This window comes from Legionella quinlivanii, from assembly GCF_003265995.1.
Classification (GTDB): domain Bacteria; phylum Pseudomonadota; class Gammaproteobacteria; order Legionellales; family Legionellaceae; genus Legionella_C; species Legionella_C quinlivanii_A.
The window spans coordinates 19,609-43,645 of sequence record NZ_MVJN01000004.1 but is presented as its reverse complement, the minus strand read 5'-3'; the positions used below and the strand labels follow the sequence as shown (position 1 = coordinate 43,645).

Sequence of the window (24,037 nt, the reverse complement as noted above, 5' to 3'; positions counted from 1 at the left end):
TTGTCTATTTTTCAGTACTATTCCATTATTAGAAACCAAATGGTCATCGTCATGATAAAGCTGTATCAATTTCCCGAAATATGGGGTTTGCCCAATGCCAGCCCATTTTGTCTTAAAATAGAGACTTATCTGCGGATGACCGAGCTGCCTTATGAAAATCGCTTTGTCAGGGATCCGCGAAAAGCGCCTAAAGGGAAGCTGCCTTTTGTTAAATGTGAAAATACGATAATCGCTGACAGTGAGTTTATTATTGCAGGCTTAAAGCAGCAATTTGGAGATCTCCTGGATAAACATTTAAGCATAGAACAGAAAGCCCTGGCTGTCCTTCTTGATAATGTATTTTCAGAGCGCCTTTATTGGCTGATGGTTTATTTCCGCTGGCAGGATGAGCAGGGTTGGAAGCATGTTAAACCCAGTTTTTTTGCAGGACTTCCCTGGATTTTAAATCTTTTTTTGCCCAATCTGATCCGTAAGAAAACCATTAAAACCCTCTATATGCAAGGTACAGGCCGACATAATCGCGAAGACGCCTTGCAATTGGCTCAAACCACTATTCGAGCAATAGCGGACACGCTGGGGGATAAATCCTATTTTATGGGAAATGAAGTTTCGACTATTGATGCAAGTGCCTTTGCATTTTTGGCAAATATAGTTTGGATGCCTTATGATGATCCTTTGAAAATCATCGTCCAAAAACATCAAAATATTTTGCATTTTTGCGATAGAATGTGGCAGAGTTTCTACCCGGAATTAAAGCAGCCCTTTCGGATTGTTTAAAAACGCGAGCAGCAGGTGATTTATCCCTAACTATATGATAGTTAGAGTTGTTTTTTATTTGACGTCTTCGTCAAAATTATAGTTTCGTTTAAAAAATAGCATAAAAATTTGCCGATAGGGTTTGCAATTTTCACTTTATTTGTTAAGCTTCTTTCGTCTTATTAACACTTGGGGATTGAAATGCCTATTATAAATGGAACACGCTTCCAGAAAAAAGAAAAAATTAAAGCAGACATCAACAGTGAAACCTATGAGAAAATTATGGAATATTGCGCGTGGGCGGATATTGATGATGTTGGTTTTTTTATAGAAGAAGCAGCCAGCTTTGTTTTCGCGAAAGATCGTGAATGGAAACAACACAAAAAAGCGGCAAAAAAGCGCGCTGAATCAGTTTCTGAATAATTTTTTAATGTTCAAGGTGCTTTTAATAAAACACCTTGAACATGCATTTAAGCCTTTCTTCATACTGCTCTGCTCTTGCCTTTCTGATTTTTTAAAATATTTTTTGATTGATTATGACACTGCGTAAGGAAACAAAATGTCGGTACACAAGGTACATTTATTTATCCATGCCTTATTGGGATTGTTATCGCTGCTTTTCATTTCATCCGTCCAGGCTGCAACGCCTCTATGGACATTTATACCACAAACACCAGTTGAGCTGACACTGACTAACAGCGCTAGCGCTGAAGTGATTTATACGGTGCAAAATCAGTCTGTTCGCCCGAAAACCCTGGTGATGATGCCAATTGCCGGTATAACGCAAAACGGCGTTTGCCAGTTACCGGGAAAGGGGACATGTACTTTAAGATTGAGCATTCAGGGTAATGCATTACAGGGTGATGTTTTAGGCGGGCCAATATTATGTCAGCAAGGTGATCCTAATCAATGCTATCAACCAGCTCCCGGGTATTCACTGAGAATCCATTTCGTAAACCAGCCGCCAGTACAGCAATTTACCGTAACACCATCGGCAGGGCCTAATGGCAGCATCACACCTGCCACACCTCAGGTGGTTAATTCTGGTAGTAATCTGGTATTCATGGCGACCCCTGCTGCAGGATTTGCAGTTAAACAATGGTTGCTCGATGGGATGGTTGCTCAGAATGGAGGTACCAGTTTCCAGTTAAATAACATTGACGCCAATCATCGCCTTGAAGTGGTTTTCGGCCAGTTTTTTGCCTATGTCACGAATGACTTTAACTCAGCCGCAAATAATGTCACTCGCTGTAGATTGGATATTGGCGGTAATTTTGTCGACTGTACTATAGTGGGTTCGGGATTTACAAATCCTTTGGGCCTGGTATTCAATCCCGAAGGGACGCGAGTATATGTGGCGAATTTTGGTGTTGCCAATACAATTAGGAAGTGTGATATAGGTACAAATGGTATTTTGCTAAATTGCATTAATTCAGCTGCAACATTCAATAACCCGGTTGGTGTTGCAATTAATCCACAGGGCACAAAAATCTATATAACTAATACGGGCAATGTTTCTCGATGCGATTTGGACACTAATGGTAATTTGATTGATTGTACAATTACGGCCCTAATCAATTTTCCCAGAGGCATTATTTTTAATCCTGCCGGCACAAAAGTGTATGTATCGAATGATACAAACGTGACACGCTGTGATGTGGGGTTTAACGGCGATTTAGTGAATTGTACCCTGGTTGGATTCGGACTTGTTTTACCTACAGGGATTACATTTAATGCTAGCGGAACCCGGCTATACACTGTGAGCGGTCCGAATTTTCTTACAGGCGAGATAGATCGGTTTGATGTGGATGCCAATGGTGACCTTAGCAATCCAGCTGTAGCAGGTACTTCCGGTACTACTTCTCGATTTATTGCTCTAAGCGCCGATCAGACAATAGCTTATGTAACGAATGCATCAAATGATAATGTTACAAAATGTGAGATTGACATCAATGGAAACTTTACTAATTGTTCGGTAACTGGTTTTAATATGGATGGCGCGACGGGTTTACAGTTGGTTGTTCAATAGTCAATAGCGTATACGATAAAATGTGAAAGTCACTGATTTGCATTTAATTTTAAAAATTGCTTGACAGTCAAGGGCGAGATTATTAAACTGCCAATCTCTTTCGGGGCTATAGCTCAGCTGGGAGAGCGCTTGCATGGCATGCAAGAGGTCGGCGGTTCGATCCCGCCTAGCTCCACCATCTCTCTCTCGAGAGATGGTTAGAAGAACAGGGTCCCCATCGTCTAGAGGCCCAGGACATCGCCCTTTCACGGCGGTAACGGGGGTTCGAATCCCCCTGGGGACGCCATCCTCCTTAACTGGAGATGGCTCCAGGATGTACAATGTAGTAGATTAAAGTTCCAGGTCCCCATCGTCTAGAGGCCTAGGACATCGCCCTTTCACGGCGGTAACGGGGGTTCGAATCCCCCTGGGGACGCCACCTAAATGGTGGATTTAACTAGTTCGTAACAAATCAGATAGTTCTCTTAATGCAATGAAAAACATTGTGTAATCAAGACTGGTGCTTCCATGAAGCATTCCCAGCAACATATCCCAACGCTTTTGAATATCTGTGTTTGCTTCCAGCCAGCTATCAATCAGTTTACTCGCATTATTTTCCTTGATATTACTTTGTAAGATAGCAATCGCCAGACTGCGTTGCAGGGAATCCAGCTCGTCGCGCAAAGAAAGCCTGGCCATTGTGTTCCAGTGCCCCTCTCGCCCATCACTGGCAATTTGATCCCTGAACCAGACCAGATTAAATCGTCCCCCAATCTGGAAATAGACTTCGGCTGTTTTGGTCAGGTTGAGTTTATTCTGAGTAGAGACTTCAATAACGTTTAATGCGGTATACAGTGGTCTGGCAATCGCAATTTTTTGTGCCATATCGGCGGCAAGCCCGGCTTCAACAAATTGATTCACGATTTTTTGCATATAGTCTTTGGTGACGCCGACTATCAGTGTAGGGATTAATGATTCGAGTTTTTTAATAGCATTACCATAGTGCTCAATAATTTGGTGTAGGTCTCCATTGAGCCGATTATTTCTTAAAAACCAGTGGGTTGAAAGATTGAGCAACTGCCTGATTTGGTGCATTAAATCGTACTGAGTTTGCACAGGAATTTTGAAATTGGTTGAATCAATCAAATATTGCAGATTGTGAGTGTCATAAATACTTGCAGAAACAGAATAGGCTCGGGCAATGTTAGGAATAGAAGCTCCTGTTTCAACGGACATGCGGTATATAAAGGTCATACCGGCAACATTGACAATTTGATTACTGAGCTGAGTGGCCACAATCTCCCGTCGCAGACGATGTTCGCACATTGACTCCGGGTATAATTTAGCCAGACGGGCAGGGAAGGCTGATTCCAGGCAATGAATAAAATAGGGATCATCGGATATTTCTGATTTAAGCAATTCCTGGGTCAAATGGATTTTAGAATAGGCCAATAGAACCGCCAGCTCTGGTCTTGTCAAACATTGTCCTGCAGCTTTACGTTCAACCATTTTTTTATCATCAGGTAAATACTCATTGGAGCGGTTCAATAATCCCGAACTTTCCAGCTCTTTAATATAAGCCTGGTAAAGACTTCCGTATCGCTGAGCACTCAAGGACGAGATACTCATAATTAAAGCCTGATTATAATTATCATTTAGTACCAGTTCTGCTACTTCATCAGTCATTTTAACTAATAGCTGATTCCGTTTTTTCTCAGTCAGATGGCCTTTTTGTATTTCCTTGTCCAGTAAAATTTTTATATTTACTTCATGGTCAGAGCAATTCACCCCGGCAGCATTGTCAATAAAATCAGTATTGATTAATCCCCCCTGAAGCGCATATTCAATGCGCCCTAATTGGGTACAACCCAGATTACCGCCTTCACCGACCACTCGGCAGCGTAATTCATTGCCATTGACACGGCAAAATTCATTGGTTTTATCACCAACGTCTGCATGCGATTCGCTGCTTGCCTTGACATAGGTTCCGATTCCGCCGTTAAACAATAAATCAACTGGAGCACGTAAAATGGCTTGAATCAGTTCATTCGGCGTCATGGCATTTTTTTGTGTACCCAGGGCTTCTTTTACCTCAGGGCTTAGTACTATCGATTTGACAGACCGTCTGAACACTCCGCCGCCGGTAGAGATGAGTTGGGGATTATAATCTTCCCAGCTGGATAAAGGTAAGTTGAAAAGCCGTACCCGCTCCTCATAGGAAATAATGGCATCCGGATTGGGATCCAGAAAAATATGACGATGATCAAAAGCGGCGATCAGCCGAATATGGGGGGTATAAATCATACCATTCCCGAATACATCACCGCTCATATCACCAACTCCGACAACAGTGAAGTCCTGGTTCTCAATGTTGATGTCTAACTCTCTAAAATGACGCTTAACTGATTCCCAGGCCCCCCGTGCAGTAATCCCGATTTTTTTATGGTCATAACCAGAGGAACCGCCTGAAGCAAAAGCATCTCCCAGCCAGAAACCATATTCGGCTGAAATTCCATTGGCTATATCGGAAAAACTGGCAGTACCTTTGTCAGCAGCGACTACCAGATAAGGATCATTATCGTCATAACAGATGGTATTTGCTGGGGATACACATTGATCATTCACCAGATTATCAGTTAAATCCAATAGCCCGCGAATGAAAGACTGGTAGCAGAATATGACTTCCTTCAACAGAATCTCACGGCTGACTCCTGGCGGCAGCATTTTTAAAACAAAACCGCCTTTGGCACCAGAGGGGATAATTACTGAATTCTTTACCACCTGAGCTTTCATCAATCCCAGGATCTCGGTTCTGAAATCTTCCCGTCGATCGGACCAGCGCAATCCACCGCGTGCTACTTTGGCACTGCGTAAATGGATGCCTTCAAAACGGGGAGAATACACAAAAATTTCATAAAGAGGTTTGGGTAATGGCAAGTCCGGAATTTCTGTGGAATGTAATTTGATAGAGAGATACTCTTTTGCTTTCCCGTCTGAAGTGGTCTGGAAATAATTAGTCCTTAAGCTTGCTTTTATTAAATGCCAATAAAGACGCATGATTCGGTCTTCATCGAGGCTTGTAATTGCTTCGAGCTCAGCTTTAATCTTGTTTTTTAATTCTTTCAGCTGTTTTTTTGTCGATGAGTTTTGTTTAAGAGCAAATTTTAATTTAAAAAGATTCACCAGATCTCTGGCCAGCAATGCATTATTTTCTACAGTCTTTTCAATATAAGCAGGGCTAAATCGAATACCCATTTGCTGCATATATTTGGCATAGCTGCGAATAATGGTAATTTCCCGCCAGTTAAGCCCGGCAGTCAGCACCAATTTGTTAAATCCGTCATTCTCGCATTCGCCATTGCATATTTTGATGAAGGCTTCCTCAAAATTGCTTTCCACTTCATGAATGTCCAGACACTGAGGATTGGTGTAATTGATGACAAAATCATTAATCCACACCGAGTGTTTGCCATCCAGCATAAGCTGATAAGGGTTTTCTCGCTGGGTATGCAAACCCATGTTTTCCAGCATAGGAAGGATGTCAGATAATGGAATAAAGGCTTGATACTGGTATAGCTTCAGATGCAAAGGGAATACATCGCCTTCCTGTTCATAGAGGTTGATCTGCAAGCGATGTTCATCCGATAACTTTTCTATATAATCAATGTCCTGCAAGGCGGCGGAAATTTGATTTTGTGCTGAATAAGTCAGGGGAAAGGCGTTATAATATTTTTTAGAAATCAACTCACCTTTTTTATGTCCAAATTGTTTGAGAACCTGTTGATTTAATTCATCTTTCCAATGATTTAACACGTTATGGTCCTTATTGAAAGCGAGATAGCACGAAACGGAATCGTTCGATAAATCCCATTATGTTTTTATAGTAGTATAGTCTGAATTGGAAAAATGTATAAAAAACCAACTCTTAGTCCACGAGTCGCAGATATCTAAGGTTTCCGGAGACCTCGGAACCTCCGGAAAATCAGTCCTTATCTATCAACAAGCCGTTACAGGCCGGCCTAAGAGTTGGACGGGAAAAATTATTGGCTTAAGCCACGGGTATTAGCGTTTTGCTGCTCATTGATATAGCTTTCAATCAAACTAATTTTGTCACCAAGGTATTCTTTTACCCGCCCATCTTTCAGGGCTTTCAATTCGCCGGCTGAGACTTCAACACCCTCTACACCGCTAAGTATCTGGATTGCTTTGTCTACAGCACTGATTTTGTTGCGAGCACTGCCTACTTCATGCTTGAAGATTCTCGCCCAGTTGGAACCGTACTCTGAGCCTGATTTTTTCCATTCATCAGCTCGAGCCTGTTTATAACTTTGAAGATTATTGATGATGTCCGAAAATTCTCCTCTGATCACAGCTTCTGTACGGCTTGTATTGTTTGATTGATGCTTATTGAAACTGGAGAGAGTGCTTACATGATGATTTGCGACAACAAAGCAATTAGGCTTAATCGGAAGGTGTGGATGGTCTATGATTTCCTGAAGATTATCAGGATGATCATCAAAAAAATCCACTTCGATTTCTTCGTCAGTCTTCAAAATTGTGGGTAATGCACCAGTTAAAGTGACGAATTGTTCGACTTTTCCTTTTGGATAAAAATCTGCAGCATTCACCTCAGGAGGCTGAGCCAGTAACTGCCTTAGAACAGCCTCTTCCTGAGTGACCACTTCTCTGAAAGGAGCTAAATTCAAGTCTTCACCCTGTTCTATTAATGCTTTTTTAAGGTTTTGCTCGAAAGGCTTCAGTTCAGTTTCATAATAGGATAGCGGACTGTTAAAAAAACGATCCACGGAGGTAGACACCTTGACCTGTTTACCTAATAAAGCACTTAATTTGTCAACAGCATCAGGCGTTACTAAAATATCATTCTCAGTGACGGGATCCCCACCACGCCATATATTAGCCTGTATTGTCTGGATATACTTACTTCTCTGAGTAAACAGGATGACTTCATCATAGGCTTTTAATTTTTCTGCCAGGGCAAGATTCAGCTTGCCGTCCTGAATTAGACAACCGTCAATATCCACTAAAGCCACTTTTTTAGTCATTTATTATCTCAAGTGTTGGTATTAATTATTATTCTAATCGTTAATTATTAAGGATTTATGACAGGTTTCTTAAGGGAGAATTAAGCAACAGCTTGATCTTAATTGACTTTCGGGATAGTGCATCTAAAGCCGTTCAAAGATTGTACGCGTATTAAATCCGAATAAGCGCTCATGCATGCGGTAGGCATATTCATCAGTCATATTGGCAATATAATCACAGACTACACGCATCGCTTCATCGTCTGAAGAGGCCTCGTTATAAAGCTGTCGATTTTTGGTGTCCAGTAAACTGGTCGGGTTTGAGCTGATGGCCTCAAACAGACGAAGAACTACTGTTTGCCCGCCGTATTCAAAGGTTCTGGCTTCCTGAGAATCAATGACGTGCTGATAAACACAATTTTTCAGATAGTCAAGTAAACGGCCTGCTTCAGGTAAGAGATTAATATTATATTTTAGTAAAGGGTTTTCAAAATTGGCGTCAGTGGTTTCAATCTGAGTGGCTGTAATCAGATAATTCACCATTTCACCAATGGCCTGTTTGCGCTCGAAAAGCTGACTTGAAAATAAATGATTGAGCAGAGCGCCGCGCTGCTGGCCAAGCGGGGTGCTGTCGATAAGGCTATGAAAGCCGGCATTATCAATCTTGTCACGAGTAATCAGGCGTAAGTGAATTGCATCTTCCAGATCATGTACTCCATAGCCGATATCATCAGCGACATCCATAATGGAACAATCGAAGCTATGAAAGGCGGACTTTCCATGCTCGTTTTGTGTTGGAGGTTTACGAAGCGATTGAAAAAGTGATCGATCGCCTTCACTAAACGGCGCAAGTAACCAGTCAACTTCTGCCTGTTCACAGTTAAAATAAGCCTTGGGAGGAAGCCAGTCATTGATGCGGATTGTTTTGTGCAGAGTGTTGACTGCTTCCTGTTTGCCCAGGCAGATCACTCGGCTTCTGGGGACAGGATACTTCAGAACCCCTAGCAATGTGCGCCGTGTTAAATCGAGTCCATAGGCGCCATAACTATTTTCCAGTTTGGTTAAAAGCCGCAGCGTCTGGCCATTGCCTTCAAAACCACCATGTTCACGCATCATATAATTTAATGCCACTTCACCTCCATGACCGAAAGGAGGGTGGCCGATATCATGTAATAAACAGATGCTGCTGATTAAATCTTCACTGGGAAGTAAACCAGAGAGAATACTTTCCTGATGATTCACAATAAGATTTCGTGCGATGCTTCTGCCAATGGATGCCACTTCAAGTGAATGAGTCAGACGAGTGCGATGGAAATCACCTTCATCCGTTCCCAGAATCTGTGTTTTACGCTGCAAACGTCGAAAAGCGGGGCAATGAATGACACGCGTTTGGTCGCGCTCATAGGGGCTGCGATGATCCTGAACGCCGCGTTGGTGATTTAGGCCGGAGCGTCTGTGAGTCCACATGGGTAATAACCTCGATACTGATATGGGTATTATTTCATCATGGTATCAGAAATAACTAAAGTTTTTTTTAAAACTGCAGCTAACAAGGGTATGAAACTCCAATAAGAATAAAAAAGGAGCCTGCATGAATACCTTAAAAATAGCTTCAATAGCGATAGCCGTAGTTCACTTGTCTTCTTGTACGATGAATAATCCAAGCACTAGCTATTCCACCTATGAAACGTATAACTATGAAAATATGCAATACTACGGTCATGGGGTTGGGGCGGTTGATTATGGAAATTATGGCAATAATCAGGGTTATTATCCACCAAGCCAGGCTACCGTTCCTGATTCGTATTATACAGGAGGCAATAACCGCCCTGTGTCTCATAAAGATCAGGATAGAAACTGGGTTAATAATCAAAATCCCCAGGGTTACACTATAGAAATTGCTGATGGTGAAAAAGCCTCTCAGGTGGCTGGTAAATTGTATAAAACGCCTAAAACGGACCGAACCGCTCAAATAAAATATTATCGGGATGGTAAAACTTACTATAAAGGGGTCTATGGAACCTATAATACCCAGGAAGAAGCCGAGAAAGCTTTAAACGCACTGCCTGAGAATGTGAAACAAGGGGCGGGGGTCAGGAACTGGGGAAGTGTTCAGGGTACCGCAGAATAGAGAAAATCCCCTCTCTCGAGTTGGGAGAGGGTTGATTCGTAAAGAAAATTTCCGTAGCAATTTATTTTGCCGAAAGAGTGATTGTCAGCTTCACCACGCCTGCTGTTTCTGTTTTATCTATCGAAAGTTGCTTTAAGATGACCGCATAATCGGTATTCAATTGCCATAACCATTGTAAAAATTGTGTGTAAGGCACTTTATCATAACTAATCTGTATATCCCCGGGACCTGTTTGCTGCAGTTGATAAGCGAATGTTTTGAAAGGGGTATTACTTAATTGCGTTGAGATGATCGACAATAATCGCCCGTTATTAATCATTTCCGGTTCTTTACTGTTACGAGGACGCTGATTAATTTGCTTCATCCACACAAGTGTTTTCTGTTTATCCTCTAATTGATTGGTTTTACTGACTACAGCGGTATTAAGCGGGGAGTAAATCAGTAAATAAAAGAGGTAAGCAACGGTGAACACGAGACCAATACTTAGAGTCAGACGATCCCGTTCACTTAAATTTTGCCAGAAATTCATCATAAGCTAAGCTCCAGGGTACTCGCGACTTGCTGCTCTCTGGTTGATGCCTGCGTTTGCTTTACTTTGACATTCAGTTTTTGTAACTGATTCTCCACTTTTTCAACGCTTGCGAAATCCTTACCAATCACAGTCACCTGCAAAACATGATTCTGATAACGAAGTTGTTCAACAGTCACATCGCTTGTATCCAGTGTTTTTGAGAGTTGATTTAGCAATACCCAGAAGGGGTTCTCGCTGTCATTCCCTTTCGTTTTTAACAATTGCTCAATACGAAATCTCGGGCTGATAACCTGTTGCGCCTGAGGGAAAAACTGCTTGTAAATGACGGCAATTTGCTTGTCCGTTTCATCTATTTGCTGATTGAGCCGGTAATTTTGCCATATTGTGCTCGAAAGATTGCTAACCAACCACAAAGCGGCCATCGCAACAGCTGCGACTATCCATCGTTTCTTTCCCGCAGTTTCGCTGCTTGCCAGAAATTGACCCTGTGCCATATTCATAGGATGACCAACCAGAAGACGTTTTGCCAGCCAGAGATATAAATTCTCTTCATGAATTACTTGGGCCACTAAATGCGCTGGAAGCGCCATGCTTTCCTTAAAAACAAAGAGCCGATGTTCCGGGCTTGCTTTTTTCAAGAATAAATCAGTAAGCGGCGGGTTTAATACTCCGCAGAATGTCTCATCATGAATAAGCAAACTATCTTCTGCGACACAAATCTCTTTATTCTCGAGAGCGAACCAATCGACAGTAAGAATATCCAGGTGAATGTCATTGTCTTTGAGAAGTAGAAGCAGTTGCTGCAAAAACTCTTTTTTGCAGGCTGCTACAAGATAATGACCCTGTTGGTAATATTGGCGATTAAACGCGAAATGAAGTTCGTCCACATTTTCTGCGAACTTGTCTTCAAGTGCGTAGGGGATAGCAATACGGGCTTTTTTTTCTCCCAGCCAGGGCAATTCAAGGCGGTGAAAGGCAAAGTGTTCGCCAGAAACCACAATGCAGGTACGATGATTGATTTGAATCTGTCTGAGTTCTTCAGCCTTTCGTTTTGCTAAAGGCTGAACAACCTGTTGGTTCTGATCCAGGCTTACTGATAAGAAGCTGTCGTCAGTCAGAGACTTGATAAAAACAAAACAGGTTGCCAAATGTAAATCCTTCTACTGAATTAACTTTATGCGTACGCATATTGTTTGGAAACATTTGCCTCAGCCCACTGATTTTTCAATTGCTGGGCTAACAAATAAACGGCCAGCGCATACTGTGGGCTGCTATTATAACGGGTTATCACATAAAAATTTGGATAAGCTAACCAGTATTCAGGACCTTCCTGGGTAATGAGCTCAATCAGCCCTGCTTTTTTAGGCACATGGAAGGAAGCGGTTACCGGCTTAATTCCTGCTGCCCGTAATTGACTGGTTTTATATGCAGCTGTTTTATAGGAGGTATTAATGCGTTTGTAGGCTGAACCGGTAATTTGGGCCGGCTGAGCGATTCCCTGATTAAAGGTCCATCCATGTTTGTGAAAATAATTGGCAACGCTGGCAATTACAGCATCATCATCATTCATCAGATCCTTTTTAGGGTTGCCAGTGAAGTCTGCGGCATAATAACGGTAGCTGCTGGGCATAAACTGTGGTTTACCCATCGCACCGGCATAAGAGCCCATGTATTGAGTAGGGGAGACGTGGTGTTCACGGCAAAGCAGCAGATATTCGCCAAGCTCTTTGGTAAAAAACTCAGAGCGTTTTGGATAATTAAAGGCTAAGGTTGAAAGCGCATCGAGAACGCGGTAATTGCCCTGATTTTTACCGTATAAAGTCTCAATACCGATGATTGCAACGATAATATTGGCCGGCACATGATATTTTGCCTCAGCCTTACTCAAGGCTTTCTGGTTTTTTCTCCAGAAATCAATACCGCCTTCAACACGCTGTGGCGTCAAAAACAATTGTTTATACACATCCCAGGTTTTCTTTTCATAAGGTTTTTCCATTGATTCGATAATTTGAGGCTGCAGTTTGACATCACTCATTACCGCGAGTAATTCAATTTTGTCAAAATTATGTTTTTTTACCATCGTATCAATAAACGCTTTGACGTCTTTTCTCTGGGTGAAACTGGCGTCGGCGAGACCGAAAGAAGAATAAAGAATGGTGAAGAAAGCAAAGCCAATTGCAATGAGTCGTCGCATCGGATGTCCTGTCGGTTGAACAAAATGACCCATTGTAGTCAAGTAAACGACTATTGTGAAGAGGACTGGTGCGGTTATCTCAGGTGGTTGCCAGACTGCGACATAATAGTTTTTACAGGTCATTACATTAAAAGCTTTCTGCTCAGTGATTATTAAGCTAGAATAAGCGCTTTTAGCAACAGGTTTTTAGAGTTGAGCGACCTATCCCGAATTCGTAATTTCTCAATTATTGCCCACATCGATCATGGTAAATCAACCCTGGCTGATCGATTTATTCAAATTTGCGGCGGACTTAGCGACCGTGAAATGGCAGAGCAGGTGCTTGACTCGATGGATATCGAGCGTGAGCGCGGCATTACTATCAAAGCTCAGAGCGTGTCCCTGAATTACAAGGCGCGTGACGGCAAAACCTATCTTCTTAATTTTATTGACACGCCGGGCCATGTCGACTTCAGTTATGAGGTATCGCGATCCCTGGCTGCCTGTGAGGGCGCAATCCTGGTGGTCGATGCCGCACAGGGTGTTGAGGCTCAGACGGTTGCCGTCTGTTATACCGCTATTGATCAGGAACTCGAAGTTTTGCCGGTTTTGAATAAAATCGACTTGCCTCAGGCTGAGCCGGAACGTGTCATTGCTGAAATTGAAGATATTATTGGTCTGGAAGCTCATCATGCCATCCATGCCAGTGCCAAAAGCGGCCTGGGCGTTGAAGAAGTTCTGGAAGCGCTTGTCAATCATATACCGCCTCCCACTGGCGAGATCGATGCGCCTCTGCAAGCCTTGATCATTGACTCCTGGTTTGACAGTTATCTTGGCGTGGTGTCTTTGGTGCGAATCGTCAATGGAAGCTTACGCAAGGGCGATAAGCTGAAAATCATGTCAACCGGGCGCAGCTATGAAGTTGATCAGGTAGGTATTTTCACACCTAAACGCACCAAGGTGGATGTGCTGCAGGCTGGTGAAGTAGGTTATGTAGTCGCTGGAATTAAAGAAATCCAGGGCGCCCCTGTAGGGGATACTTTAACTTTGGAAAAGAATGCGGCGATAGAACCTTTGCCTGGTTTCCAGCGCGTGAAGCCGCAGGTTTATGCAGGGCTTTTCCCGATCAGTGCCGATGATTTTGAGGCCTTTCGCGAAGCACTCGCCAAACTGAGTCTTAATGATGCATCTCTCTTTTATGAACCTGAGTCATCTGAAGCGCTTGGCTTTGGATTTCGTTGTGGGTTTCTGGGCATGCTTCATATGGAGATTATTCAGGAGCGTCTGGAGCGTGAATATAATCTCGATTTAATTTCCACAGCCCCGACCGTGGTTTATAAGGTAGAAACGACCAAGGGTGAAACGGTGATGATTGATAACCCATCACAGTTGCCAGCTTCTCCCCAGGTCAAGCAGATGTATGAACCCATCGTCAGAGCAAACATTCTGGTTCCTCAGGATTATCTGGGGCAGGTGATAACACTTTGTGTCGAGCGCCGCGGTGTTCAGGTTACCATGATGTATAGCGGCCGTCAGGTTTCTGTAACTTATGACATACCGATGAGTGAAGTAGTTTCCGACTTTTTTGACCGCTTGAAGTCAGTTAGCCGTGGTTATGCTTCGCTGGATTATAATTTTCTGAGATTCGAGCCGGCGGACCTGGTTAAAATGGATGTTATGATCAATGGCGAGCGGGTGGATGCCCTGGCAGTTATTGTGCATCGCAGTGCTGCTTACAGCCGTGGAAAAGCCCTGGCTGAAAAAATGCGGGAGTTGATTCCAAGACAAATGTTTGATGTGGCAATTCAGGCTGCTCTGGGTAATCATATTATTGCCCGCCAGACAGTCAAGGCATTGAGAAAGAATGTGACTGCTAAATGTTATGGTGGGGACGTGTCTCGTAAGCGCAAACTGCTGGAAAAGCAAAAGGCAGGTAAAAAGCGTATGAAACAGGTCGGTCATGTGGAAATTCCCCAGGAAGCATTCATGGCAGTATTTCAAACGGACAGGAAAAAATAATTCCTTAAATGTAGCTATCTCGCAGGAACTGAACTATGAATTTTGCATTGTTGCTGGTTGTACTTTCTCTCATCAGTGGCTTGATTTATTTGCTGGATGTTTTGTTTTGGCAAAAAAAGCGCTCAGCGGGAGAAAAGCCCAATAAGATAATTGAGTATTCCCGCTCTTTTTTTCCTGTTTTTTTTATTGTTCTGTTACTGCGCTCATTTTTAGTCGAGCCATTTCGCATTCCCTCCGGTTCTTTGGAGCCCACGTTACTGGTGGGCGACTTTCTTGCCGTGAACAAGTTTGCTTATGGGCTTCGTATACCCGTGTGGGAAAAGAAAGTCATCCCTGTTTCAAATCCGAAAACCGGTGAAATTGCTGTTTTTCGCTGGCCACCCAATCCTGGCTTTGACTACATCAAGCGCGTGATTGGTGTTCCGGGCGATACAATCAGCTACCATAACAAAGTGTTAACTATTAACGGCAAGGTAATGAAACAATCCTTTGTTGAATACACTACCGATGAGAGTTCAGGAAAAGCTGTAGCGAAATACCAGGAAAACCTGAATGGTGTAAGCCACGATATATTTGTTCGCCCTGATGTGGCGGCTACTGATTTTGAAGTAACCGTTCCCGCAGGACAATATTTTATGATGGGCGACAATCGGGATGACAGCGCCGATAGTCGTTTCTGGGGATTTGTGTCTGATGAGTATTTGCGTGGCAAAGCCTTTTTGGTGTGGATGAGCTGGAATGGCAAAACAGACAGTTTGCGATGGTCAAAAATAGGACGATTTGTCAATTAGAATTATAATATGCATTAGGTTAAGGAATTATTGTAGGTTGGGCCCTTGGCCCAACCTACAGGTAATTGCAGATTAATGGCAGTGCTCCACGAACTGGAACCCTTAATCCCATTAGTAATTTTCATAGACTAAGGATAGACATGTACAATCAGAAAGGAATGACGCTTATTGGTTTACTATTAACCGTTGTAATTATTGTATTCCTGGGGATATTAGTTATGCGTGTGGTGCCAGTCTACATACAAAATTACGAAATAAAACGGTCACTGGCTTCATTAAATAATTTGGACCCCTCGCAATTTAGTTCAGATTCTATGGCCAATGTCAGTGTATTGAAAACAAGGCTTGTTAATCAGCTGGATTTGGAAAGCATTGGATTTATCAAACCAGAACAAATAAGCATTACCCCCAGTAATGGGAATTATCTGGTTAAACTTAAATATACGGTTATCAAACCATTAATTGCCAATGTCAGTTTAATGTTTGATTTTGAAGAATCAGAAGAGGTAAAAGTTGGTTCGCATTGATTTAGAACGATTGTGCAGGCGGCTTGGCTATCAATTTGCCAAACCCGCCTTACTTAAACAAGCTTTAACTCATTGCAGCGTGAGCAATGAGACTAATAATGAGCGTTTTGAGTTCCTTGGCGACTCTATTCTCAGTTTTGTAATCGCTGATGCGCTTTTTGAAAAGTTCCCGCAGCAAAGTGAAGGCCAGCTTAGCCGGCTGCGCGCCTATCTGGTAAAGGGTGACATGCTGGCAGAAATTGCAGTAGAGCTTGAGCTGGGTGATTTTTTAATTCTCGGTCAGGGTGAACTCAAAAGCGGCGGATTCCGAAGAGCGTCTATTCTTGCCGATGCATTAGAAGCGATCATCGCCGCAGTGTATCTGGACAGTGGCATCAAGGCCAGCAAGCAGTTAATTCTTAAGTTATTCGCCAGCCGTCTTGATTCAAGTGAATTACAGGATAATCTTAAGGATGCAAAAACTCAGTTGCAGGAGTTTCTGCAAGCAAGCAGGCAATCTTTGCCAGAATATAATTTGCTGCATATAAAGGGCGAAGAGCATGAGCAGCTTTTCTATGTATCCTGTGTAGTTAAAGGTTATAAAATACATACTGAAGGTTTTGGCCCAAGCCGGCGGAAAGCAGAGCAGGAAGCGGCCAGGCAGTTTCTAGCGCTTATAAAAGCGGAAAAGGCTTGATTAGAGCCTTGGCCTGATATCTTCATGAATTGCTTATTAGGAACCAAATAGTGAGTACATCACCCATCTTTCGTCTTTGCGAACAAAGTGAAGCAATCCAGATCGAAACTTGAACAAAGAAAGGAGATGGATTGCTTCGCTAACGCTCGCAAAGACGGTTTTTGTTCACCCATCTCCATTAATGCAACCACTGCGCAGAACTGACAGGTTTGAAATGTATAAGCAATTCGTTTAACTAAACAGAGGGCCCCTGGGAAAAGCTCACATCATTTTCCTTATGTATTTCTTTCGCTATTTTTGCTGCAAGTTCAGGATTGCCAACAATATTCTCAAGATTCATAGGCTCGGGAAGAATCTTTTCTATCATACCAAGCCAGTAAGTAAGAGTCTTTCGGTCTTGCATCACTTCTCGCCAGGGAAATAATTTAATCACCGCTCTGAAGGCCTCATCCAAAGTCAAACTTTTGGGATCATCAATACGAGAGCTTTGCTCTGAAGTCATTAATTGACCAAGTGTTTTTGGCGATGTAGAGCTGTTCGACTGCTGTATCAGAGACGGTGTGCTATGAGTCGTATTTGCCTCCAGCTTGGAGCCGCTTGGCTGTTTGATGAGACGGGGCGCAGTGGTTGTCGAGTTTTTGCGACGTCTCGTAAAGAAGCTGGAGCTATTGCTCTCCACCTCATTGCCATTGGCAAAATCCGGATTTGTATTTGTTAACGTTTCGCTGGCAGAAATAATGTCTTCCATGCACATGGTATACATTTGATAATAGGCTCGCAGAGGACTTAGGCAGTTTTCCTTATATATTTTTGAATAATAAGTGGCCAGCAAGGGATCAAAGAAATAAAAGAACTTTTCAAAACTTTCATGAGGGTAAAACTTGATAAAATGAATGAGAGTTTTTAAGCCTTCATAAATGGAAGGAAGATCTTCTGCGGTAAAACGGAAAGGGATCATCTGGTCAGTGATTAATTCCCCGCTTTCTGTATAGAGTTGCTGATTAATAAAATTTGTGCAGACCCTATTGGCCTCCCTGGCTGTAACCATGGCTTCCAGAAACAGATTTTCTGCTGTGTCTTTAAAGACTAATTTACTGATAATTGCTGACTGTATCGGTGGAATCATAAACAGAATGGATTTAATTCCTGCACGGTGTTTGATAGTCGAGTTAACATTGCCCTGTAAAGTAGTGGTGGATTTCTCAGCGACCACTCCTCGTTCGAGCATCTGTGCACCAATGTCAATAAATACAATAGACCAGTTAATTAATTGACCTTTATTATCCCGGTGCAGACACACCTGATAGTTATCCGCTTTGCCATCCTCGGCACCAAGAATAAGGCTGCCGGCTGCCAGTGCCAAAGCGCTTTGTAAATCGAGTGAATTCCAAAGACCGAATAACTGTTGCTCTATTTGTGATATTTTATACTCTAATTCCTGCGGATTGCTTTTTAATACAGATAATGCTTTGTCGTCTATATCCAGAAATAACTCAGGCAATCTGGCGAGAAGAGATACCCATCGAACAATCTCATCAAGACTGCGGCCAGCGGTTAGTGTCGGCCATTTAAGGATAAAAGAATAAGCTTTGATTACAGTCGCTTCTCCTTCGTCTTTTACCAGCCGTTCTGATAAATTTTTAATTGTATCGGGAAGATCTGATAATAAACTTTGCAATGACTCCAGCTTGTCGCGCCCCGGAAGCTTTTTAAATTGTAAAATTCTCTCATCAGGGGCCATATTACGCTGGTTATCAATTAATCGTGCAAATAGCTCAGTGATTTTTGTTTCGCGTATATAGGCACCTGTAATCCAGTGATACATCGCCTTCTTTAAAATATCTATACCGTGACGAGCTCTTAATACATCGGTGATTTCCTTGATTAAGAGCCAGTGCGTTAAGGAAATACCCTCTACCGCAGAGCTCGCCTGGATATAGCGTGGAGGAAGTATTTCAGACTGGCCGTTTGCATTTTTCTGAATAAACACATTTTCAAGCCGCAGGAGTGTTGAAGGAGTTAGAAATGAGGGTGCCTCCTGGGGGAAGAGGGAATGGAAAATCTTTTGAATCAAGGCTTCTCTGCCAAATCCCAAAGGAGGAACCGGGCGATCTGTTTTGAAATAAACCTCACCCAGACGTACTACAAAGTGTGTCGCGTTAGTGAATATCCAAGGCTGTCCTCGGCCATTGGCATCAATTCCCAGGAGGCGATAGGCTGTTTCCTGGGGGATACTTCGGGCTGGTATTTCCAATCCATTGATTGTGGCTGAAAATTCGTTTGACTGCGGAGAATTATAAAACTTTGCCAGTCGCTGCAGCAGGCTGAAAAGAAGCGGTATACATTCTTCCTGCGACCGTCTTGCCCCTGGCTTTGAGCGGGGTGATATGGGTGCTAAATTCGAGCAATAGGCGCCCAGAGATAAAATAAGACGGTCCAGAATAGTACACATCATCACACAAGGGTGATGAATAGTTGCTTTACCTTTATCCGCAGCTGGTTCCTTAAATTGCAGTTGTTTTTTGATCTCATCCTCCTGAATCAATGCCAGGTGGCTGGGCGAAACCAGAAGCGGGAGAAGATGGGTCCTGATTATTTCAATTAATCTGGAGAGATCTTCTTTTGCCGGCTGAGTTACCAGAATGGGTATCTTGGTTTTGGAAGGAAAAGGGTGTAGCAGAGATTTAATATCGGATGCAAACGAGCGCTCGGATTGACTTTTCTTAGCAAGAAAGTTGCTGCTGGAAGGCTTAACCTGCAGAAACTTGGTATTTGAAGCATTATTATTAAAAAGAAGAGCATAGAGCTCTTTTATTTTTTTGAGATATTGTTTCAGATCGCTGACTACAGGGGCGAGCGGCGCAATATTGTGCAGGGTATGAAATAAGGCTAGTCTGGTCTTTTCAAATTCGGCGAACTCAAATCGCTTATTATCGCCATGAATAGCCAGAATGGCACCCCTCAACTGTTCTTCGGAGCGGGGTGCTGCCAGTGATTGAAGTTTACCTGATAAAAGTACCTTGTCTTTCATATTCTCTCCACTTCAGTCCTGCATTATTGCAAAAGGGGATATCAGAAGCCTTAAAACTGCTCCAGGAGTTCAGATACCTCAAGCCATTCTTCTTCGGCTTTTTTTAATTCTTTGGAAGCTTTTTCCTGCTTCTTCAGAAGCTGCTGCAGTTTTTCTTGCTGAGTGGCGTCATAAAGTGATGAGTCACCTAACTCCAGTTCAAGTGCTTTCATCTGTTCATGATAATCATCAATATACTGTTCCAGTTTTTTCAGACGATTTTGCAGGGATTTTCGTTCCCGATACTGATTATTTCCCGAGTTATCGGCAGCATTTGATTTTAACGGTTCGGGATTAAGCAGCCAATTATGGTAATCCTCTAGGTCTCCCTGGAAAACACGAAGCTTTTGCTGATATACGAGATAAAAATCATTCACGGTCGTTTTTAATAAATGACGGTCGTGCGAAATCAGTATTAAGGCCCCTTCATAACTTTGCAGGGCAATTTCAATGGCTGTTCGCATGCCAAGATCCAAATGGTTTGTTGGCTCATCCAGGAGCAATAAGTTGGGCTTTTGCCAGACCAGTTTGGCCAAAGCCAGTCTCGCTTTTTCACCACCAGAAAAATGGGTAATTGGATTCGTTGCCATATCACCAATGAAATTGAATCCCCCTAAGTAGTCGCGAATAGCCTGCTCGCGAATTTCCGGAGAGAGCTGCTGAATAGTTTCCAAAGGGGAGAGACGAATATCAAGATCTTCAAGCTGATGCTGGGCATAATAGCCGATTTTCAGATGCGCTGAGCGGTTAATCTGACCGCTTAGTGGGGCAATAGTGCCAGTTAATGTTTTAATCAGCGTCGATTTGCCCTGCCCGTTAGGACCAATCAGTGCAATGCGATCACCAGGATTTAGTATCAGATTGAATTTTTTCAGAATAGGCTGATTGATGTCATAACCCGCCGTCACCTGTTCGCAATGAATTAAAGGATTTCCGGCGCGAGGGCTTGGCAGAAAATTAAAAGAAAAAGGCGAGTCGGCATGGGCTTGTGCGATAACCTCCATTTTTGAAATCGCATTAAGCCTGCTTTGCGCCTGTTTTGCTTTGGTGGCTTTGGCTTTGAATCGGTTCACAAAAGCCATCATGTGATTTATTTTCTGTTGCTGCTTTTCGTACATTTGCTGCAAAAGGCTGAGTTGCAGAGCCCGTGTTTTCTCGAAGCTGCTGTAATTCCCAGTATATAGTGTCATTTTACGCTGTTCGATATGAAGAATATGCGTACTCAGTGCATCGAGAAATTCACGATCATGGGAGATTAATAAAATACTGCCTGGTGTCTGCTTCAACCAGCGCTCAAGCCAGAAAATGGCCTCCATATCCAGATGGTTCGTGGGCTCATCAAGAAGTAACAAATCAGCAGGTTTCATCAAACAGCGCGCCAGACTGAGGCGCATGCGCCAGCCACCGGAAAAACTGTTTACTGGTTTTGACTGCTCCTCAGCACTAAAACCCAGACCATTCATAATGCTGGCCGCCAGTGCCGGTTTACTGTATCCGCCTGTTTGAGTCAGCGTTTCATGACAGCTTAAAACCTCTTCATGATTGTCCTCTTGTTCTGCCCGCTTCAACTTTTCCAACAGATTCATGTAATCAACATCACCGCTTAGAACAAACTGCAGTGCAGGTTCATCAGTATCTGGCAGCTGTTGGGAAAGATGACTGATACGCAGATTATTACTGATTATACAATCGCCGTGATCAGCTTGAAGTTGTCCAAGAATTAAGGCGAAGAGAGTGGATTTTCCACAGCCATTATGGCCAATAAAGCCAACCTTTTGTTTTTCAAACAAGCTGATTGAGCTATCCTCAATGAGGACTTTATTGCCACGCGATAGTGAAATCTGACGCAAACTTAGCATAGTTTTACAAAACACCGAAAATTTGTAGGATATTAACACACTCGCATGGAAAAAAAATGCCGGATTATCGATTAATAATCAAGGCGGGGGAAAAATGCAATTTAACAGGTGCCTGGTCTCCAATTAGCCTTTATAATACTGTCTGTTTATTGATATAATGCAGGCAATATAGTTCTCAGGTTGTATAATGAAAAAGCAGGATTTTTATTTTGAATTACCCCAGGAGTTAATCGCTCAATATCCCCTACCCAATCGAAGTGATTCCCGCTTGCTTTATTACAATCGAAAGCAGGCCGCTTATCAGCATCAGCAGTTTAAAAATCTGTCTGAACTATTAGCGCCTGATGATTTATTAGTCCTGAATAATACCAAGGTAATTCCTGCTCGTTTTTTTGGAACAAAATCGACTGGTGGCAAGGTGGAGTTTTTAATAGAGCGCCGCATGGCTGATAATCAATTCCTGGCTCATATTAAAGCGAGTAAAACCCCAAAAAACGGATCGCTTATTCAGCTTGAAAAAGCCTGGCAGGTAGAGGTCCTGGATAAGCTTGATGATCTTTATCTTTGTCGTTCGCTGGGTGATTTAGACTGTCTTTTGCAAGAGGTAGGCCATATTCCGCTGCCGCTTTACATTACCCGTGAAGATGAACAGGCCGACGAAGAACGTTATCAGACCGTTTATGCGAAACATGAGGGCTCTGTTGCAGCGCCAACGGCGGGTTTGCATTTTGATGAGTTTGTAATCAGCCAGTTGCAGGAGAAAGGGATTCGTCTGATGGATGTCACCCTGCATGTCGGGGCTGGAACTTTCAGACCCGTCCGTTGTGACGATATTCGCGATCACAAAATGCACCGTGAACAATTTGAAGTGAGTGAGGCAGTCTGCGAAGCGGTCAGCGAAACCCGCCAGCGAGGCGGGCGCGTGATTGCCGTAGGAACCACGGCCATGCGAACTCTGGAAAGTGCTGCCCGCGATGGATATTTAAAAGCTTGTAAGGGCGAAACAGACATCTTTATTTATCCGGGATATCAATTTAAAGTGTGCGACGGGTTAATCACTAATTTTCACCTGCCGGAGTCCACCTTACTCATGCTGGTTTCAGCGTTTCTTGGCCGAGAACAGACAATGGCTCTATATGAAGAAGCGATTGCAAGGCGCTATCGGTTTTACAGTTATGGCGATGCGACTTTGTTATTATAGGAATGCATGAGGAATTAAAATGTCAGGACAATTTACACCTGTCGTAACCACAACTGCCGGCAATTGTCTGAGCATGTCAAACTGGAAGTCCGCAGGGGCAGGGCAACTCTCTTTTTATCTGGACGAGCTCCTGATGAAACCCGGATTGGCTTTTTTTAAAGACAATAGTCTTAATTTGAGATCCTATTGCGGTTGGTTGGGCGAATTAGTTTTGAATCTTGGTAGTCTACGAATACAAAACAGGCGCTGCCAGATTCGTTCCCGCTACGATGGTCAATTAATATCAATTGAATTGCCCGAATTGGCAGCGTTGATTTTAAGATTAAATCCCGATTTTCTGGTCTTGCCTATAATTGAGGATTCGCTGGACATTCTATGGCGTGATTTACCTGCCAGTATTAAAGTAATATCCAACTCGTCTCCCTGTTCGATGATTGGTCTTCGTTCTTATTCACCTGGAGAATGTTTTAACAGTTTTTATAGTATGGCGCAGGACAGCCAGCAGCCATTATATCTCATCGGCCAGTTTAGCTGGCAGCAATTTCAGCAGTTGGCTGGCTTGCCTCTTCATGTTGTGGAAAGCGATCAACCTGCTGCTGATGCCCTATCGGGGAAAGTCTATGCGGGGCAGGATGTGCTCAATCTGCAGGATGAAATATGGCGCATGGATCATCAGCCAATTGATGAGCACTGCAGTTGTTCGGCCTGCCAGCAAGGCCTCACCCGGGCATATTTCCATCATTTGCTGCAGCATACTCCCTTGCTCTGCCAGCGATTTTTGATCGAACATAACATCCATTATTGTCTCCATCATTTACCTTAGCAGCAATTCGCTATATGATGTCACGCTAATTTGCTGGCACTTTCTGCCGGAGTTTGTAAATGAAGTCAATTGGAGGAGAGGCTTATGAGTTTTTTTATCAGTGATGCGATGGCTGCACAGACGCAGACCGGGCAGCAGGATGGCACATTTTCTCTGGTGATGATTCTTGCTATTTTTGTCCTTTTTTATTTTATGCTGATACGTCCACAGAATAAACGGGCCAAAGAACAACGTGAATTAATCAATAACCTGAAAAAAGGTGATGAAATCATTAGTGCAGGCGGCCTGGTAGGAAAAATCGTCAATCTTGATGAGCAATATATCAAGGTGAGTCTGGCAGATGGCGTTGAAATCATGATGCAACGAGCTGCAGTGAATGCAATTTTGCCAAAAGGCACAATTAAATCTCTATAAGTTTGGTAACTGGTA

General features: G+C 43.0%; 19 protein-coding genes and 3 tRNA genes. 14 read left to right on the top strand and 8 right to left on the bottom strand.

Annotated elements, in window-relative coordinates:
• Positions 1-51: 51 nt before the first annotated feature.
• From B1207_RS05795 to B1207_RS05770, 6 genes are all read left to right on the top strand, one after another.
• Positions 52-777, top strand: a complete 726-nt coding sequence (locus B1207_RS05795) for a glutathione S-transferase family protein (protein WP_172458143.1) — start codon at positions 52-54, stop codon at positions 775-777.
• Positions 778-957: 180 nt separating this feature from the next.
• Positions 958-1,179: a hypothetical protein gene (locus B1207_RS05790; protein ID WP_112219052.1), complete on the top strand. Its 222-nt coding sequence runs from the start codon at positions 958-960 to the stop codon at positions 1,177-1,179.
• A gap of 136 nt (positions 1,180-1,315) precedes the next feature.
• A complete protein-coding gene (locus tag B1207_RS05785; RefSeq protein WP_112219051.1) occupies positions 1,316-2,785 on the top strand; it encodes a YncE family protein in 1,470 nt (489 codons plus the stop codon).
• A gap of 102 nt (positions 2,786-2,887) precedes the next feature.
• A tRNA-Ala gene (locus B1207_RS05780) sits at positions 2,888-2,963 on the top strand.
• 32 nt (positions 2,964-2,995) lie between these two features.
• Positions 2,996-3,071: transfer RNA gene (locus tag B1207_RS05775), tRNA-Glu, on the top strand.
• Positions 3,072-3,127: 56 nt separating this feature from the next.
• Positions 3,128-3,203: transfer RNA gene (locus tag B1207_RS05770), tRNA-Glu, on the top strand.
• Positions 3,204-3,217: 14 nt separating this feature from the next.
• Here the strand turns inward: B1207_RS05770 and B1207_RS05765 are convergent.
• The 3 genes from B1207_RS05765 to B1207_RS05755 all read right to left on the bottom strand — a co-directional run bounded on the left by B1207_RS05765 (position 3,218) and on the right by B1207_RS05755 (position 9,273).
• Positions 3,218-6,577 (bottom strand): NAD-glutamate dehydrogenase, encoded by a 3,360-nt coding sequence (locus B1207_RS05765; protein WP_112219050.1) that lies wholly within the window; start codon positions 6,575-6,577, stop codon positions 3,218-3,220.
• 227 nt (positions 6,578-6,804) lie between these two features.
• On the bottom strand, positions 6,805-7,827 hold the full coding sequence (locus B1207_RS05760; protein ID WP_112219049.1) for a hypothetical protein: 1,023 nt from the start codon (positions 7,825-7,827) through the stop codon (positions 6,805-6,807).
• A 123-nt stretch (positions 7,828-7,950) separates the two neighbouring features.
• The gene (locus B1207_RS05755) at positions 7,951-9,273 is read right to left on the bottom strand and encodes an anti-phage deoxyguanosine triphosphatase (protein WP_112219048.1); all 1,323 of its coding nucleotides are present in this window, start codon (positions 9,271-9,273) and stop codon (positions 7,951-7,953) included.
• A 124-nt stretch (positions 9,274-9,397) separates the two neighbouring features.
• Here B1207_RS05755 and B1207_RS05750 point away from each other — a divergent pair, with 124 nt between their 5' ends.
• Positions 9,398-9,937, top strand: a complete 540-nt coding sequence (locus tag B1207_RS05750) for an SPOR domain-containing protein (protein WP_112219047.1) — start codon at positions 9,398-9,400, stop codon at positions 9,935-9,937.
• 61 nt (positions 9,938-9,998) lie between these two features.
• On the opposite strand, the gene gspM is transcribed toward B1207_RS05750, so the two are convergent.
• The 3 genes from gspM to mltB are packed head-to-tail and all read right to left on the bottom strand — an operon-like array spanning position 9,999 to position 12,663.
• The gene (gene gspM, locus B1207_RS05745) at positions 9,999-10,469 is read right to left on the bottom strand and encodes a type II secretion system protein GspM (RefSeq protein ID WP_112219046.1); all 471 of its coding nucleotides are present in this window, start codon (positions 10,467-10,469) and stop codon (positions 9,999-10,001) included.
• Entirely contained in the window at positions 10,466-11,617 is a 1,152-nt protein-coding gene (gene gspL, locus B1207_RS05740; RefSeq protein WP_112219045.1) for a type II secretion system protein GspL, read from the bottom strand. Before gspL ends, gspM begins: the two co-directional genes overlap by 4 nt.
• A gap of 26 nt (positions 11,618-11,643) precedes the next feature.
• Positions 11,644-12,663, bottom strand: coding sequence for a lytic murein transglycosylase B (gene mltB / locus B1207_RS05735; RefSeq protein ID WP_112219044.1), 1,020 nt, complete (start codon positions 12,661-12,663; stop codon positions 11,644-11,646).
• A gap of 192 nt (positions 12,664-12,855) precedes the next feature.
• Between mltB and lepA the strand changes: the two genes are divergently transcribed.
• The 4 genes from lepA (at position 12,856) to rnc (ending at position 16,655) form a co-directional block, all read left to right on the top strand.
• Entirely contained in the window at positions 12,856-14,661 is a 1,806-nt protein-coding gene (lepA, locus tag B1207_RS05730; RefSeq protein WP_058508877.1) for a translation elongation factor 4, read from the top strand.
• A 35-nt stretch (positions 14,662-14,696) separates the two neighbouring features.
• On the top strand, positions 14,697-15,452 hold the full coding sequence (gene lepB, locus B1207_RS05725; RefSeq protein WP_112219043.1) for a signal peptidase I: 756 nt from the start codon (positions 14,697-14,699) through the stop codon (positions 15,450-15,452).
• Between the two features lie 140 nt (positions 15,453-15,592).
• Positions 15,593-15,979 carry a DUF4845 domain-containing protein gene (locus B1207_RS05720; protein WP_112219042.1) on the top strand — a complete coding sequence of 129 codons (387 nt, stop codon included), beginning with the start codon at positions 15,593-15,595 and terminating at the stop codon, positions 15,977-15,979.
• The gene (gene rnc / locus B1207_RS05715) at positions 15,966-16,655 is read left to right on the top strand and encodes a ribonuclease III (RefSeq protein ID WP_112219041.1); all 690 of its coding nucleotides are present in this window, start codon (positions 15,966-15,968) and stop codon (positions 16,653-16,655) included. The genes B1207_RS05720 and rnc overlap by 14 nt, the downstream gene beginning before the upstream one ends.
• A gap of 235 nt (positions 16,656-16,890) precedes the next feature.
• On the opposite strand, the gene B1207_RS05710 is transcribed toward rnc, so the two are convergent.
• Positions 16,891-19,686 (bottom strand): hypothetical protein, encoded by a 2,796-nt coding sequence (locus tag B1207_RS05710; RefSeq protein WP_112219040.1) that lies wholly within the window; start codon positions 19,684-19,686, stop codon positions 16,891-16,893.
• Positions 19,687-19,736: 50 nt separating this feature from the next.
• Positions 19,737-21,584 (bottom strand): ABC-F family ATP-binding cassette domain-containing protein, encoded by a 1,848-nt coding sequence (locus B1207_RS05705; protein WP_112219039.1) that lies wholly within the window; start codon positions 21,582-21,584, stop codon positions 19,737-19,739.
• 187 nt (positions 21,585-21,771) lie between these two features.
• Between B1207_RS05705 and queA the strand changes: the two genes are divergently transcribed.
• The 3 genes from queA (at position 21,772) to yajC (ending at position 24,022) form a co-directional block, all read left to right on the top strand.
• Positions 21,772-22,785, top strand: a complete 1,014-nt coding sequence (gene queA / locus B1207_RS05700; RefSeq protein WP_112219038.1) for a tRNA preQ1(34) S-adenosylmethionine ribosyltransferase-isomerase QueA — start codon at positions 21,772-21,774, stop codon at positions 22,783-22,785.
• A gap of 19 nt (positions 22,786-22,804) precedes the next feature.
• On the top strand, positions 22,805-23,608 hold the full coding sequence (locus B1207_RS05695; RefSeq protein WP_112219037.1) for a tRNA-guanine transglycosylase: 804 nt from the start codon (positions 22,805-22,807) through the stop codon (positions 23,606-23,608).
• 84 nt (positions 23,609-23,692) lie between these two features.
• Positions 23,693-24,022: a preprotein translocase subunit YajC gene (gene yajC / locus B1207_RS05690; RefSeq protein ID WP_112219036.1), complete on the top strand. Its 330-nt coding sequence runs from the start codon at positions 23,693-23,695 to the stop codon at positions 24,020-24,022.
• Positions 24,023-24,037 lie beyond the last annotated feature (15 nt).

Excerpts from the sequence above, each read along its gene's own strand:
- B1207_RS05755 (WP_112219048.1), bottom strand. The coding sequence starts at position 9,273 with ATGTGGACTCACAGACGCTCCGGCCTAAATCACCAACGCGGCGTTCAG.
- lepB (WP_112219043.1), top strand. The coding sequence starts at position 14,697 with ATGAATTTTGCATTGTTGCTGGTTGTACTTTCTCTCATCAGTGGCTTG.
- gspM (WP_112219046.1), bottom strand. The coding sequence starts at position 10,469 with ATGATGAATTTCTGGCAAAATTTAAGTGAACGGGATCGTCTGACTCTA.
- B1207_RS05695 (WP_112219037.1), top strand. The coding sequence starts at position 22,805 with ATGTCAGGACAATTTACACCTGTCGTAACCACAACTGCCGGCAATTGT.
- B1207_RS05785 (WP_112219051.1), top strand. The coding sequence starts at position 1,316 with ATGTCGGTACACAAGGTACATTTATTTATCCATGCCTTATTGGGATTG.
- B1207_RS05795 (WP_172458143.1), top strand. The coding sequence starts at position 52 with ATGATAAAGCTGTATCAATTTCCCGAAATATGGGGTTTGCCCAATGCC.
- B1207_RS05790 (WP_112219052.1), top strand. The coding sequence starts at position 958 with ATGCCTATTATAAATGGAACACGCTTCCAGAAAAAAGAAAAAATTAAA.
- B1207_RS05760 (WP_112219049.1), bottom strand. The coding sequence starts at position 7,827 with ATGACTAAAAAAGTGGCTTTAGTGGATATTGACGGTTGTCTAATTCAG.
- yajC (WP_112219036.1), top strand. The coding sequence starts at position 23,693 with ATGAGTTTTTTTATCAGTGATGCGATGGCTGCACAGACGCAGACCGGG.
- queA (WP_112219038.1), top strand. The coding sequence starts at position 21,772 with ATGAAAAAGCAGGATTTTTATTTTGAATTACCCCAGGAGTTAATCGCT.
- B1207_RS05705 (WP_112219039.1), bottom strand. The coding sequence starts at position 21,584 with ATGCTAAGTTTGCGTCAGATTTCACTATCGCGTGGCAATAAAGTCCTC.
- mltB (WP_112219044.1), bottom strand. The coding sequence starts at position 12,663 with ATGCGACGACTCATTGCAATTGGCTTTGCTTTCTTCACCATTCTTTAT.
- B1207_RS05750 (WP_112219047.1), top strand. The coding sequence starts at position 9,398 with ATGAATACCTTAAAAATAGCTTCAATAGCGATAGCCGTAGTTCACTTG.
- B1207_RS05710 (WP_112219040.1), bottom strand. The coding sequence starts at position 19,686 with ATGAAAGACAAGGTACTTTTATCAGGTAAACTTCAATCACTGGCAGCA.
- B1207_RS05720 (WP_112219042.1), top strand. The coding sequence starts at position 15,593 with ATGTACAATCAGAAAGGAATGACGCTTATTGGTTTACTATTAACCGTT.